This is a genomic window from Pseudomonas monteilii, assembly GCA_001534745.1.
GTDB classification, from domain to species: Bacteria; Pseudomonadota; Gammaproteobacteria; order Pseudomonadales; family Pseudomonadaceae; genus Aquipseudomonas; species Aquipseudomonas alabamensis.
On sequence record CP013997.1, the window covers coordinates 2,438,844 to 2,452,560 of the forward strand.

General features: G+C 66.1%; 11 protein-coding genes. 7 read left to right on the plus strand and 4 right to left on the minus strand.

The features are described from left to right. Positions 1–134 precede the first annotated feature (134 nt). Both APT63_10430 and APT63_10435 read left to right on the plus strand, forming a co-directional pair. Positions 135–1,445 (plus strand): MFS transporter permease, encoded by a 1,311-nt coding sequence (locus tag APT63_10430; GenBank protein ID AMA46008.1) that lies wholly within the window; start codon positions 135–137, stop codon positions 1,443–1,445. A 247-nt stretch (positions 1,446–1,692) separates the two neighbouring features. Continuing rightward, complete coding sequence (locus APT63_10435; GenBank protein AMA46009.1) at positions 1,693–2,769, plus strand: DNA polymerase IV; 1,077 nt, start codon at positions 1,693–1,695, stop codon at positions 2,767–2,769. Positions 2,770–2,831: 62 nt separating this feature from the next. Here the strand turns inward: APT63_10435 and APT63_10440 are convergent, their stop codons facing one another. Next, a complete protein-coding gene (locus tag APT63_10440) occupies positions 2,832–3,293 on the minus strand; it encodes a hypothetical protein (GenBank protein AMA46010.1) in 462 nt (153 codons plus the stop codon). 149 nt (positions 3,294–3,442) lie between these two features. Between APT63_10440 and APT63_10445 the strand changes: the two genes are divergently transcribed. The 4 genes from APT63_10445 to APT63_10460 all read left to right on the plus strand — a co-directional run bounded on the left by APT63_10445 (position 3,443) and on the right by APT63_10460 (position 6,795). Next, entirely contained in the window at positions 3,443–3,901 is a 459-nt protein-coding gene (locus tag APT63_10445; protein ID AMA46011.1) for a metallophosphoesterase, read from the plus strand. A 306-nt stretch (positions 3,902–4,207) separates the two neighbouring features. After that, positions 4,208–4,954 carry a hypothetical protein gene (locus APT63_10450; protein AMA46012.1) on the plus strand — a complete coding sequence of 249 codons (747 nt, stop codon included), beginning with the start codon at positions 4,208–4,210 and terminating at the stop codon, positions 4,952–4,954. Beyond that, the gene (locus APT63_10455; protein AMA46013.1) at positions 4,951–5,658 is read left to right on the plus strand and encodes an ABC transporter; all 708 of its coding nucleotides are present in this window, start codon (positions 4,951–4,953) and stop codon (positions 5,656–5,658) included. Before APT63_10450 ends, APT63_10455 begins: the two co-directional genes overlap by 4 nt. Before the next feature lie 165 nt (positions 5,659–5,823). After that, positions 5,824–6,795, plus strand: a complete 972-nt coding sequence (locus APT63_10460) for an MBL fold metallo-hydrolase (GenBank protein ID AMA46014.1) — start codon at positions 5,824–5,826, stop codon at positions 6,793–6,795. A 315-nt stretch (positions 6,796–7,110) separates the two neighbouring features. On the opposite strand, the gene APT63_10465 is transcribed toward APT63_10460, so the two are convergent. Genes APT63_10465 through APT63_10475 form a run of 3 tightly spaced genes read right to left on the minus strand, consistent with a single transcriptional unit; the run spans position 7,111 to position 11,307 of the window. Beyond that, positions 7,111–8,196 carry an iron ABC transporter permease gene (locus tag APT63_10465; protein AMA46015.1) on the minus strand — a complete coding sequence of 362 codons (1,086 nt, stop codon included), beginning with the start codon at positions 8,194–8,196 and terminating at the stop codon, positions 7,111–7,113. Beyond that, positions 8,186–10,642: an ABC transporter permease gene (locus APT63_10470; GenBank protein AMA46016.1), complete on the minus strand. Its 2,457-nt coding sequence runs from the start codon at positions 10,640–10,642 to the stop codon at positions 8,186–8,188. The genes APT63_10465 and APT63_10470 overlap by 11 nt, the downstream gene beginning before the upstream one ends. Continuing rightward, positions 10,639–11,307: an ABC transporter ATP-binding protein gene (locus tag APT63_10475; protein AMA46017.1), complete on the minus strand. Its 669-nt coding sequence runs from the start codon at positions 11,305–11,307 to the stop codon at positions 10,639–10,641. The genes APT63_10470 and APT63_10475 overlap by 4 nt, the downstream gene beginning before the upstream one ends. Positions 11,308–11,499: 192 nt before the next feature. Here APT63_10475 and APT63_10480 point away from each other — a divergent pair, with 192 nt between their 5' ends. Next, positions 11,500–13,632 carry an IclR family transcriptional regulator gene (locus tag APT63_10480; GenBank protein AMA46018.1) on the plus strand — a complete coding sequence of 711 codons (2,133 nt, stop codon included), beginning with the start codon at positions 11,500–11,502 and terminating at the stop codon, positions 13,630–13,632. Positions 13,633–13,717: the final 85 nt, after the last annotated feature.

Sequence of the window (13,717 nt, forward strand, 5' to 3'; positions counted from 1 at the left end):
ACCTTGGTCGCACGCACAGCAGGGCGCCTCGCCCGCTGTGCAGTGGCACAAAGACAGCCGCCGCGCACTCCAAGAGACTCATGGGGCAGCGTCGACGAACGCCGCAGCGACTATATAACAACAGAGAGCTCATCATGGCACACAGCCCTGCCGCTGACCAAGGCACCGATCCGTCCCGCGACGCGCTCTACCGGCGCATCACCCTGCGATTGATCCCCTTCATCTTCATCTGCTACCTGTTCAACTACCTGGACCGCGTCAACGTCGGCTTCGCCAAGCTGCAGATGCTCGACGCGCTGAAGTTCAGCGAGACCGTGTATGGCCTCGGCGCCGGGATCTTCTTCATCGGCTACGTGGCCTGCGGCCTGCCGAGCAATCTGGCGCTCAACCGCTTCGGACCACGGCGCTGGATCGCCCTGATGATGATCACCTGGGGCACCTTGTCGACCTGCCTGCTGTTCGTCACCACACCGACCGAGTTCTACGCCTTGCGCCTGCTCACCGGCGCGGCAGAAGCCGGGTTCTTCCCAGGCGTGGTGCTGTACCTCTCGCGCTGGTTCCCGGCGGCCCGTCGGGGCCGGATCATGGCGCTGTTCATGTCGGCCATCCCGGTCTCCGGCCTGCTGGGCGGCCCCTTCTCCGGGTGGATCCTGGAACACTTCTCCACCGGCCAGCATGGCCTGGCCGGCTGGCAGTGGATGTTCCTGATCCAGGGCGTGCCGACCGTGGTGCTGGGGCTGCTGGCCATCGTGCTGCTCAGCGACGGTCATCGCAGCGCGACCTGGCTGAGCCCGGCGCAGCGGCAGATGATCGAGGCGGACCTGAACGCCGATGCGGCTCGCCAACCGTCCCAGCGTGGCGACGGCGTGATGGCCGTGCTGAGCAACCCGCTGGTGTGGACGTTCGGCTTCGTCTATTTCTGCATCCAGAGCGGCGTGTACGCGATCAACTTCTGGCTGCCCTCGATCATCAAGAACATGGGCTTCGACAGCGCCTTGCTGATCGGCTGGCTGAGCGCGATCCCCTACCTGCTGGCCGGCGTGTTCATGATCGTGGTCGGCCGCTCGGCGGACCTGCGCAACGAGCGCCGCTGGCACCTGGTGGTGCCCATGCTGATGGGCGCGCTGGGCCTGCTGATCGCGGTGAACTTCGCCCAGACCCCGACCATCGCCATCCTCGGCCTGTCCATCGCCACCATGGGCGCGCTGACTGGCCTGCCGATGTTCTGGCCGATGCCCACGGCCCTGCTGGGTGCCAGCGCGGCGGTCGCGGGGTTGGCGATCATCAACTCCGTGGGCCAGATGGCCGGGTTCCTGAGCCCGTACCTGGTCGGGTTCATCAAGGACCAGACCGGGTCGACCGATGCGGCGTTGTACTCGCTGGCGGGGTTGATCGTGGTGGGGAGCCTGGTGGCGTTGCGGGTGACGCGTAACCGTACGGCGTAAGACACAGAGAGGCTGGCCCGTCGAGCACGGGCCGGATGAAGATAGCTGTCTTCTTGCCTCTCGACGTGCAAGGCAGTGATCAAGGCCTGATTCGGAGGCCTGTTCACTGCCTTCAGGTGACGCTGTGTTACAAAACCTGTGTCATGTCACACCTTGAATGCATTCAGATCATGTCGATGCTTGAGGGCATGACCTGGGCTCATTAAGGTGGCCGGTGTTTCAGTCTGATGACTGCCGGCGACGCCTCATGCCCTCCTCAACCCCTACCCCCCGAAAATTCATCCACCTCGACATGGACGCCTATTTCGTCTCCGTCGAGCTGCTCGACGCCCCTCACCTGCGCCACCTGCCTGTCGCAGTAGGCGGCTCGGCCGCTGAACGTGGGGTGATCAGCACCGCCAATTACCTGGCCAGACCGTTCGGCATCAAGAGTGGCATGGCGACGGCCACCGCCCAGCGGCTGTGCCCGGCGCTGGTCGTGCTGCCGGTCCGGTTCGAACGCTACGAAGCGGTCACGCGCCAGCTCGAAGGCATACTCAGGCGCTATACCGATCGCGTCGAATTCTTCTCGCTGGACGAGGCGTCGCTGGAGGTCACCGGCCAGCCACAATGCGGTGGCTCGGCAACGCGCATGGCGAGCGCCCTGCGTGCCGAGGTGCAGGCTGAGCTGGGGCTGACGGCGTCGGCCGGGGTCGCGCCGCTGCGGTACCTGGCCAAGATCGCTTCCGACATCAACAAACCCAATGGTCAGTTCGTCATCCGCCCCGCGGACGTGCCGCGCTTTCTGGCCGACCTGGACATCCGCAAGTTGCCGGGTGTCGGTCCCCAGACCTGGCGCGTGCTCGAGGGGCTGGGTTGTCGATACTGCGGCGACCTGAACCTGGACACGATCCCGGTGCTGCTGCGCCACCTCGGCCTGCATGGCTATCACCTCTGGATGCTCAGCCAAGGCCATGAGCCCGACACCGAGGTCACGGGCGACACCCGCTCGGTCGGTGTGGAGCATACGCTGCCTGTCGACTGCACGGACGAGGCCGAGTGCACACGCAGACTGCTGGCCTTGCTGCCCGCCCTGCGCGAGCGCGTCGAGTCACTCACCGAGGGGGAGCAGATCGTACGCAATCAGGTCAAGCTGAAGTTCGACGACTTCAGCGTGGCGAGCACCGAAGCCGGTGCGACGGGGGTCGATGAGCAGGTGCTGCGAACGTTGCTGCAGCGGTTGTGGCAGGGTCGCCGCGCCGGCCGCGCCGTTCGCTTGATCGGTATCGCGGTGAAGGTTCGCAAACCCGATCCGCAGGCGAGCCAGCTGGCCTTCGAATGGTAGATGGCTCACCCTTAGCACACAGTGATCGCGCCCGTCAGCAGGCGCCGGACCGAGGCCGAGGCTCACGGTTGGGCCGAAGCGGCAGGCTCCACACGGGTCACGACCACAGTTTGCTGGGTATAGAGGTCGGTCAAGGCGACCTCACCCTCGGCGAATTCCGGGGTGATCAGCACCGAACGGATCAGGTGCAGCGTCTGACCTTCGCGCTCCTGGATGTTCTCGAAGGTCACGATGACCGACTTGTTGCGCCAGTCGGCAATGTCGAAGCCGCCAGCGGCGAGGAATCGGTCGATGTCGCGACGGTCGTTGAACGCCTTGGCCGGCAGCACCAGTGGGCGGCCTTGCAGGTAGACCTGGTAGAACTGGTGTGTGCTGGCTGGAAAGTTGTGCTCAACCACATGCTCGATGCGCCACTGGTAGACGGTGTTTTCGTACACCACGGTGCGTTCGGTCTGCTGGCCGGTGCAGGCGGTGAGCAGCGGCAGCAGCAGGCTGCCGAGCCAGGTCTTGAAGGTGCGCATGATCGGTCCATTCCGTCGGGTGCGCCTACCCTAGGGCGTTGGCGAGCCTGGTGCAAGCACGCGGCGCCGATCGACTCGGGGCGCACGCAGGGTCAGCAAACTGCCCTTCACGCGTGTCCAACGGTTAATCCCTCTACGACCGGACCTCTTCCATGCGCCTCGGCCTCATTTCCGATACACACGGCCTGCTGCGTCCAGAAGCGCTGACGGCGCTCGACGGCTGTGACCTCATCCTGCATGCCGGCGACATCGGTAAACCGGAAATCCTGACAGCCTTGTCGGGCCTTGCTCCGGTGCAGGTGGTACGGGGCAACAACGATCAGCAGGCGCCTTGGGCCAGCGACATCGCCGATCACCTGCTGCTGCACCTCGACGGCATCGAGACCCTGCTGGTGCATGACATCGCTGACGCACCCGCCCTGTTGAGCGACACGACCCGGCTGGTGGTCACGGGGCACTCGCACAAGCCGCTGTTCCAGTGGCGTGGCGAGCGGTTGTTCATCAACCCCGGCAGCGCGGGGCCACGGCGGTTCAAGCTGCCGGTGACGGTGGCGTTGCTCGATCTGTCGCAGACGCCATGGACGCCACAGTTGGTGAACCTGCTGCCTTAGGGCGCACGTGGGCTGACGTTCATCGCAGATGCTCTGCCGGGCGCCCCTATAGACCAAGGCTCATCGCAAGGTCCGAGGCCGGACTGAGCAGCGCCACGAATGACATGCGCCGGCGCCGATGGCCAGACCGGCAGAGTCCTAGGAAGATTCCTGCGCAACGTACAAGAACGCTAACAGCGCGGTGATTGACCCATCTCTCTGGGTGAAGAACCATTGGACATTGCCCGCCGGCATAGGACGTCCAGAAGAGCACCTCCCCACAGCGCCTTCCAGACACGTCACACACATGCAGCAGGATCTTTAGGGATGAACGGTTCGATGTCCTTGCTCAGACGACTGGGCAGCCTGTCACTCATATTGCTTAAAGAGCAACTGAAAGAACCCACGGCTCTTCTCTGGTCCATCGTCTCACCCTGTGCCTTTTACCTCATGCTGCAGTCCGCCAGCGCCACCGATGACCTCTCCTTCGACGCCTACCTGCCCAGGGCCGCCTGGTTCCTGGCTTATCTGTCGGCGATCACGGCGTTCTTCGGGATGAGCTTCTACCTCGTGGGGCGCAGGGAAAGCGGTTTCGTGCGGTCCTTCATCTATACGCGGCGCACGATCCTACTGTTTCTGAGCGCCCACATCACCACGCACTTGGTGGTCAGCCTCTTCTACGCCACTGTCTTCTATGGCATCACGCGGTGGGTCTTCGGGTTGCCGGCGTGGCATGAATACGTTCAGCTCATGTCGGCCTACTTCGTCAGCTATCTCGCGTTCGCCAGTGCCGGGCTGCTGGTCTCGTTGTTGCCCCTGACCTTCTCGGGCGCGAACACCCTGTTCTCGATACTCTCGTTCGCGATGCTGACATCGGGGTATGTCGGGGCTCAACAGGTGGGCTCAACGACGAGCGCGGGCCTGACGTACAACCCCCTGACGTTCTGCACACGCCTGTTCATGGAGCCCATCGATCCGTATGCAGTGGCGGGTGTGCTCCTACTCTTCGGGGCCTGCGCCTGTGCCACAGCCTTTCTATTCCGCGTGCAACCGGTTTGGAGTCGTTACGCATGACGCTCGTCTCAGTGGAAAACCTCACGTTCGCCTACCCAGGCCGTCAGGTGTTCGACAACGCATCGATGAGCGTCGCTCGCCATCGGATCACCGGTATCGTAGGGTCCAATGGCGCGGGCAAGACCACGTTCTTCGACATCCTCTGCGGGCTGCGCACACCCGAGACGATGAACCTCAGCGTTCACGCACGGGACAGGGTCTACCTGTCCCAGACCATCTCAGCGCCCGCCTCGTTGAAGATGCGCGATGTGTACGCGCTCATGGCCTATCTGAACGGGCGCACGCCGCTGTCCGAACGGGCGCTGTCCGTCCGCCTCGAGCGGATCTCGCCTCGTCTGAGCGCACGGTACAAGGATCTCTGGAAAAAGCGGCCAGCGCTGTGCAGCTACGGTGAGCTTCGCAGCTTCTTCACACTGTCGATGCTCATGCTGGATGCCGAGCTGGTCATCCTGGACGAGCCGACGGCAGGAGTCGATCCGGAGTTCAGGTATTACCTGTGGCAAGGCTTGAAGCAGGCCTGCTTGGAGGGTGCGAGCGTGATCGTGTCCTCTCACCACATCAATGAAATCGCCACCTACTGCGATCGCTTCTACCTCTTGCACGACCAACGCTTCGAAGCGTTCGAGAGCGGCGAAGCGTTCATGGACCGGTACGGGGCCACGACACTCGACGGGGCATTCATACAGGCGCTACAGGTGACCTAGCGTTGCTTGACCGGCTGCAAACACCCCGCTGCCTTCGCCCTCGGACTGTTCCTGTCACACGCCTGCAAGCGAACCCTGCCCCTCGCTTCACTGTCACTTGATCAAGGGCGGCAGATCGACGCATCCTCGCCTGCCACCCACCCTCGTCCACGCCAAGGAGGCGCCATGGACCTGCTGTTCCTGGGCACCTGCGCCGGTCTTCCGACCCGCGCCCGCAACGTCAGTGCCACCGCCGTCATCGCCTCCAGCGGCAGCGACTGGTACCTGGTCGACTGTGGCGAAGCGACACAACACCAGTTGTTGCGCACCCCGCTGTCCCTGCGTGACCTGCGGGCGGTCTTCATCAGCCATGTGCATGGCGATCACTGCTTCGGCCTGCCGGGTCTGCTGGCCAGTGCGGGGACCACGGGGCGTACCGCGCCGCTGGACCTGATCATGCCCCGGGCGTTGCACGAGTGGGTGCGTCTGAGCCTGGCCGTCAGCGAGTCACGGTTGTCGTTCGAGCTGCGCCTGTTGGCGGTCGAGGATGGGGAGCCTTGGCATCATCAGACGGTCCGGGTCGATACGGTGGGCTTGTCGCACCGCGTGCCCAGCCATGGGTTCGTGTTCACCGAGACCGATCCCAATCCGCGGCTGGATACCGAACGGTTGATGGCGGATGGCATTCCGCGTGGGCCGCTGTGGGGGGAGATCGCGCGAGGACAGGGGGTCGAGCACGCAGGACGCCGGGTGATGCCGGGCGAGTACTTGCGGGATGCGTGGCCTGCGCAGCGGGTGATCGTCTGCGGCGACAATGACACGCCTGAATTGCTGGCCGAGGTGGCGATGGGTGCGGACGTGCTGGTGCATGAGGCGACTTTTACGGAGCCTGTGATCGCACGGACGCAGGAGACCTATGGGCACAGCACGGCAGCGGCCGTGGCGCGCTTTGCCGAACGCGTGGGGGTGCCGAACCTGGTGTTGACGCATTTTAGCGCGCGGTATCAGGGTGATGTGCGGCGTAGTCCGTCCATCGAGGACGTGCGGCTGGAGGCGCAGCAGCAGTATGGTGGGCAGTTGGTGCTGGCGCGGGATCTGCAGCGGTATCGGTTGAATCGGGAGAAGGTGCTGGCTCTGGTGGTTCAGGAGGGACGCTGAGGCGTCTGCGCGGCCGCTATCGTCGGCAAGCCGACTCCCACAAGGGGCCAATCCAAGGGGGAAATCCTGGCGAGGTTAGCGGGCTTTATCGTCGGCAAGCCAACTCTCACATGGGGCCAATCCAAGGGGCAGATCTTGGGAGAGTTCGCGGCCGTCACCGTCGATAGAGACCATGACGCCCAGGGTACAGGCGACCTGTGGGAGCCGGCTTGCCGGCGATGGCGGCGGCGCAGTCGGCCACGCTTTAAGCAAGAGCGCGGGGTACTTCAGCACCGCCCAGGCCTGTCCTAGACAAGCGTCACGCCCTTGCAATCATCAACCGCCACCCGTTCCATACCCCGTCATCTCCAGATACCCCTCCCCACCCTCGCCGCCCACGACCCGCACCGGCCCCTCCCAGTACGGAAAGCGCGTCTGCATCCAGGCTTGCGGCTGGATCGCTTGCACCTGCACGTCCACACCCCGCTCAGGCAGTCGCAACCGCCACCGTGTCGGCACGGACACACCGTTGCCTTGCCGCGTCCAGTCCAATGGCTCCAGGTTCACCTGCTTGCCATCCACGGGAAATGCCTGGCCTGTTAGGTCGATCCAGGTGCCCGCCTGATAAGGTGCCCCTTGCGCCTCGCGCACGCGAAACAGCATCAGCTTCGCGCCATCGCCCAGGTGCAGGGAAAACCAGTCCCACCCCGATTGTCCGGCGGCCAGCGGCTGGCTGCTCCATTCACGGTCTAGCCACGCCTTACCCGTGACCTCGACGCGCTGCCCGTCCAGTTCGACCTGCCCCTGCACCGTGTAGAACGGCTGGCTGTAGTAATAGGACGCCTGGCCCTGACCGGATTTCTCGCTATAGCCGCGGTCGCCGTGGAGTATCAGGGGCTTGCTGGCCTGCAGGTGCAGGTCGTAGGCGAAGCCTTGGCCAGCGGCTGTCATGCGCAGGTCATCGATGTCGCCCTCACCCTTCAAGGTCCAGTCGTTGATCCAGGCCTGGAACGGCTGCGCCTCGACACCGGCCTGGCCGATGCCCCCGCGCGCGAGGGTTTCAGCCGAGCGGTGACCCTGGGGGCCGGTCAGCGCGACATTGCCCATCCACAGGTTCGGGCTGTTCCAGTCACCGGTCTCGGGGCCGGGACGCAGCGCCGAACGAAACAGCGTCCACTGCACGCCCCAGTCGCGGCCCTGGGCATCCTTGAGGTTGGCGGTCACGTACCACCACTCGATGCGAAAACCCTCGTGGGCGCCATGGTCGCGGGGAAACACCAGCGGCTGGCCGCGCCGTACCGGTTCGAAGGCCTCGGCCTGTTGCCCCAGCCCGGCAAACCCCTTGGGCGCCGGCGGGGCGTCGCCCGGACCGCAGCCGCCGAGCAACAGAGCCAGCATGAGGGAGGCGATCCTACTGTTCATCGGCGAATGACCTCAGCAGCTCGTTGGGTTGGCGCCGGGCCAGTTGCCAGAGCGGCCAGGCGCTGGCCAGCACGCTGCTCAGCAGCCCCATGAAGGCCAGGCGCAGCAATTGATCAGGGAACACCGACAGCGGCAGGCGCCAACCGAACGCCTGGACGTTGACCACCGCCACCAGGCACCAGGCCAGCAGCAAGCCCAAGGGAATCGCCAAGGCGACGGTCAGCCCGCCCAGCAACACGGTCTGCCCCAGGCTGAGCCAGACCAGGTGCGCGCGGCGCACGCCCAGGGCCCAGAGCGGTGCCAGCTGGCCCAGCCGGGTCTGCCCCAGGGTCAGCAGGCTGATGAACAGGGCCACCGCAGCGATGCCCAGGGTCAGGCTGTTGAGGGCCGCCGTCGCGGCGAACGTACGGCTGAAGATCTCGGTGGACCAGCGCTTGAGCGCGGCCTGCTCGATGAGGTGGTCCTGGTCCAGGGCGAAGGTCGCCTGCACGGCCGACATGAGGCTCGACGCCTGGCCCGGCAAGGTCTGCACGCCAAGGCTGGTCAGCCTGGCCTGGGGCCACAGGCTGCGCAACGTTTCGGCGTCGAGCAGCAGGTGGCCTTTGGGGTTGCCGTAATCGGCGTAGATCCCGACCACGGCAACCGGGCGCTCATCCCCCAGGACCAAGGTGCCGCCGACCGTCACCTCGAGCCGTCGTGCCAACTGCTCGCTCAGCATCACGCCCTCGCCCTTGGCCAGACGTGGCCACGCGTTCTGATCGCCAGACAGCAAGGGCCAGTGTTCGCGCAGTCGAGCGGGTTCGGCAACGCCTTGCGCCTGCACGGGCCAGCCCTGCACCTGGACGTCAGTGCGCCAGCTGGCCACTACCGAGGTCACCTCCGGTCGCTGGGTCAGCCAGTCGTCCAGACGCGTGGCCTGTGCCGTGTCCTGAGGGCTGATGTACAGGTCGGCGGACAAGCGCTGGTCGAGCCAGCCGAGAAAGGTCCCGCGAAACCCCTCGGTCATGCTGCCAACCCCGACACTCGCTGCCAAGGCCAGCAGCAACGCCATCAACGCCAGGCTCAGGGCCGGCAGTTGCTGGCGGCTGTCGGCGACGAACCATTGGCTCAGGGGACGCCGCGCCAGGCGTGCGAGCCCGGCCAGGCAGATTTCGAGCAGCAGGGGCAACAGCAAGGCCGCCGCCAGCAGCACGGCCGCGACCAGGGCAAAAGCGCTGGGCAGGCCATGGCCATAGCGCCAGCAGGCCAGCGCCACCACCGCCAGGCCGACCGCGACCAGAGCCTGGCGCTTGAGCCAGGGCAGCTGTGCCAGACGCCAGGCCTGGGGGCGTGCCAAGGCCAGCAACGGCAAGCGGGCCGCCCGGGCCACACTGCTGGCGCCGGCCAGCAGCGCGCCCAGGACCGCGACCCCGACACCGCTCAGCCACCACTGCGCAGGCAGGCTCAGTTGCCTTGCCACGTGGGCACCATAGAGCCCCTGCACGCTGGCCGCCACGTCCGGCAGCAGCAATGCGGCCAGTCCGTAGCCGCTGGCGACCCCGGCGATCCCGCCGACCACCGCGAACACCCCCAACTCCAAGGTCAGGCCCAGCAGCAGTACCCGTTGGCTGACGCCACAGGCCCGCACGGTGCGCAGCAGGGCGCGGCGCTGCTCCAGGGCCAGGCCGATGGCGGCATGGGCGATGAACAGGCCGACCACGAAGGCCAGCAGCCCCAGCGCGGTGAGGTTGAGGTGGAAGCTGTCGGTGAGCCGCCCGAGGTCACCATCGTCGCCGCCCGGCTGCAGGTTGACGCGTCGGGCGAGCGGTTCAGGCAGCGGTGGGCCCGAGGCATTGATCAACAATCGCGAGAGCTGACCGGGCGCCTGCAACAGCGCCTGGGCCTGACCGATGTCCATGACCAGCACACCGGGAGCCAGGTCGGGCTCGAGCCTGAACGGGGGCAGCGCACGACCCTGTAGGTCATGGGCCACTTCCCCCGTCCTCAGCCCCAGGGTCTGCCAGGTGTCCGGTGCGATCAAGGTCTGGCCGGGTGCGTTGATGAAGCCCTGTACATCGAAGTCCTGCAGGGGCTGACCGGCCACGCGTGCGTCGCCCGGCTGGCTGAGCGGTTCAATGCCGATCACACGCAGTTCGTGCGGCGACGGGCCGGCCACGCTCACCCGGCCCTCCAGCAGCGGCGTGACGTCCCAGCCCAGCCGACGCAATTGCACGTAGAGGGACTGGTCCAGGCGCTGACCATCACGCGCCACCAGCCGCGCCTGGGTCGAGCTGCTCAGCACGGCGCTGGCGCGCGCGTAGTCGCTGCGGGCCTGGGCGTTGAGGGCCTGGACACCGGTCCACAACGCCGTGGCCAGCCACAGGCCGGTGAAGATCGCCACACCTTGCAGGCGATGGCGACGCCAATGACTCAGCAGTGCCTGAAGGGTGATCAGCCAGGTGCTCATCGCGCCGGCCCGTCGCACACCTGGCCGGCCTGCAGCCAGCATTGGCGCTGCAGGCGGCTGGCCAGACGCTGGCTGTGGGTCACCATCAGCACACTGCTGCCCGCCTCGTCGACCAGTTGCAGCAGCAACGCCAGCACCTCGTCGCTGCTCGCCTCGTCCAGGCTGCCGGTCGGCTCGTCGGCCAACAGCAAGGGTGGCTTGCTGGCCAGCGCCCGGCCGATGGCCACGCGTTGCTGCTGCCCTCCGGACAGTTGCTCAGGGTAACGGTCCAGCAAGGCACCGAGCCCCAGGCGCTGTACCAGGTGCGCGGTCCAGCGAGGGTCGTGGCGTTGGGCCAAGCGCGCCTGGAACGCCAGGTTGGCAGCGACGTCCAGGCTGCTGAGCAGGTTGTACTGCTGAAACACCAGACCGATGTCTTCACGGCGCCAACGCGCCAGCGCAGCTTCGGAACGGCCGTCCAACGGCACGCCGTCGATCATCACCCGGCCCTGATCGGCGCGGTCGAGGCCGGCGATCAGGTGCAACAGCGTGCTCTTGCCGCTGCCGGACTCCCCCATCAAAGCCAGGCTTTCACGCGCCCCCATCGTCAGGTCCACACCGCGCAGGACGGGCAACTCACCCTGGGCGGTGGCGAAGGATTTGTACAAGCGTTCGACGATGAGCATGACAGTTTCCGTCGGTTGAAGCGGCTGAACGGCGAATGCGATCAGGCCAGGGTGTGCTGCTGTGACACCGCTCTGACGGCACTGGTGCAACTGGATAAACGGATTGCAAATACGAATCGTTGCCAGATAGTATGCGCCACCTTTTTTAGCGCGCCTCCATGCCGCGCTTCGTGCCCTTGGTCCGAGAACCCCATGACCCGCTCTTCGTCGAAACCGCTCGCCGTCCCTTACGCCCTGTGCTCCGTCGTCCTGGGCGTCGGTCTGGCTTGGCCGACCCTGGTGCATGCCGCACAACCTGTCAGCATGCCTGCGGTCGTGGACCTGCCGGCCAGTACGGTAGAGGCCGATTCGGTGCAGCACGAGGCCGACGCCTTTTCCCCGACCACGGCCCAGGTCGCCCAGTCATCGCTGCCTTTGGCCGAAACGCCGCGCAGCGTCCAGGTGGTCTCGCGCGCGGTGCTGGACAGCCAGCAGGCCATGGGCCTGGCCGACGCCCTGAAAAACGTGCCGGGTGTCACCGCCGGGCAATATGGCCGGCGCGGCTGGGATGACCTCATCATCCGCGGGCAAGTAGCTTCGGACTCGCTGTTCGTCGATGGCCTGCGCACGGGCGTCTCCAATCGGGTGGCCGAACAGATCGCCGGGTTCGAACAGGTCGAGGTGCTCAAGGGGCCGGCGTCGCTGGAGTATGGCCTGGTGCTGCCGGGCGGCGTGGTGAACATGGTGAGCAAGCGACCGCGGCTGGATCCGTTCGCCACGTTCGGCCTGAGCTACGGCAGCGATGACCTGCGCCAGGGCACTTTCGATGTCGGCACGCCTTTGTCGGACACGGGCACGGCGGCGCTGCGGGTCAATGGTCTGTTGTCCAAATCCAACGACGACACCGACCATGTCTGGTTCAAGAACCAGTACATCGCCCCCTCGCTGGCCCTGGACCTGGGCCCGGATACCGACTTCACCGTGCTCGCCAGCCACCAGGACCGTCAATACCTGCGCCAGCAGGGTCTGCCCTTGTCCGGCTCGATCGAGGCCAACCCCAACGGCGACCTGCCCCGCCGCCGCTTCACCGGCGAACCGGGCCAGGACCCGTACCATGGCGTCTCCAACCGCATCGGCTACAGCCTTGCGCATCGCTTCGGTGACGGCTGGACCTTCAACCAGAACCTGCGCTGGCAGACCTATCGCCTGGACGGGCAACTGGTCGCCAATGGTCGCGTCCAGGCCAACCACCGTACCCTGACGCGTACCGCCCAGACCCAACACTTCGATGGCGACACGCTGAGCCTGGACAACAACCTGCAACGGGCCTTCGACACCGCCTGGGGCGAGCATGACCTGACGTTCGGCGTCGACTACCTGCGCAGCCGGGAGAGCAACCGCACCACCGCCTGCAAGGTCGGCAACCTGAACGTCTACGCGCCGCGCTATGGCCAGGCCATCACCTGCCCGGCGACGCCGCGCACCTGGACCGACACCACGGTGCGCATGGTCGGCAGCTACCTGCGCGACAGCTACCGCATCGACGAACGCTGGCTGGTCACGGCCGGCCTGCGTCACGACCGCAGCGACACCTATGGCGACAATCACCTCACCGACCGCCGCACCAGCAGCCCGGCCAGTGCCACCACGGGTGCGGTCGCGGTGATGTACGAGCTGCTGCCCAACGTGCGCCCGTACCTGAGCTTCGCCACCTCGTTCTACCCCAACACGGGCACGGACGTGGCGGGCAAGACCTTCGAGCCGGAAAAGGGTCGTCAGTGGGAAGCCGGCGTCAAGTTCGACCTGGTGCCGGGCAGCACCTTGCTGACCGTCGCCGCCTTCGACCTGCGCCGCCAGAACGTGCTGCAGGACGACCCGCGCAACGACGGATTCAGCGTGGCCATCGGCGAGCAGCGCACCCAGGGCGCCGAGCTGGAGCTGACGGCCGACCTGAGCGACCGGCTCAGCCTGCTGGCCGGCTACGCCTACACCTGGGCCGTCATCACCGACGACGGCGACCAGCAGCCGTCGACCGTGGGCGACCGCCTGGCCAACGTCCCGCGGCACAGTGCGAACCTGTTCGCCCGTTACCGCTTCGACGGCACGCCACTGGGCTGGGAAGTCAACGGGGGGCTCAATGCGGTCGGCGAGCGTTACACCAACGGCTATTCGCTGCCCGGCTACACCGTGGTCGATGCCGGGGTCGCCTACGGCACGCCGCATTGGCGCACGGCGTTGAACGTCAAGAACCTGTTCGACCAGCACTATTATGCCGGTGGCCTGGCCCAGGCCGTGGCGCTGGGCAACGACCGCACGGCCGTGATGTCAGTGACCTACAGCTACTGATCCTTCACGGCACGCCAAACACTCTGCGCGGTGGGGCGCTTGCGTCGTCGTGCGTTCTGGCCCAAGCTCGACGTTCCGCTCACGC

Excerpts from the sequence above, each read along its gene's own strand:
- APT63_10460 (AMA46014.1), top strand. The coding sequence starts at position 5,824 with ATGGACCTGCTGTTCCTGGGCACCTGCGCCGGTCTTCCGACCCGCGCC.
- APT63_10465 (AMA46015.1), bottom strand. The coding sequence starts at position 8,196 with ATGAACAGTAGGATCGCCTCCCTCATGCTGGCTCTGTTGCTCGGCGGC.
- APT63_10445 (AMA46011.1), top strand. The coding sequence starts at position 3,443 with ATGCGCCTCGGCCTCATTTCCGATACACACGGCCTGCTGCGTCCAGAA.
- APT63_10455 (AMA46013.1), top strand. The coding sequence starts at position 4,951 with ATGACGCTCGTCTCAGTGGAAAACCTCACGTTCGCCTACCCAGGCCGT.
- APT63_10450 (AMA46012.1), top strand. The coding sequence starts at position 4,208 with ATGAACGGTTCGATGTCCTTGCTCAGACGACTGGGCAGCCTGTCACTC.
- APT63_10480 (AMA46018.1), top strand. The coding sequence starts at position 11,500 with ATGACCCGCTCTTCGTCGAAACCGCTCGCCGTCCCTTACGCCCTGTGC.
- APT63_10435 (AMA46009.1), top strand. The coding sequence starts at position 1,693 with ATGCCCTCCTCAACCCCTACCCCCCGAAAATTCATCCACCTCGACATG.
- APT63_10430 (AMA46008.1), top strand. The coding sequence starts at position 135 with ATGGCACACAGCCCTGCCGCTGACCAAGGCACCGATCCGTCCCGCGAC.
- APT63_10475 (AMA46017.1), bottom strand. The coding sequence starts at position 11,307 with ATGCTCATCGTCGAACGCTTGTACAAATCCTTCGCCACCGCCCAGGGT.
- APT63_10470 (AMA46016.1), bottom strand. The coding sequence starts at position 10,642 with ATGAGCACCTGGCTGATCACCCTTCAGGCACTGCTGAGTCATTGGCGT.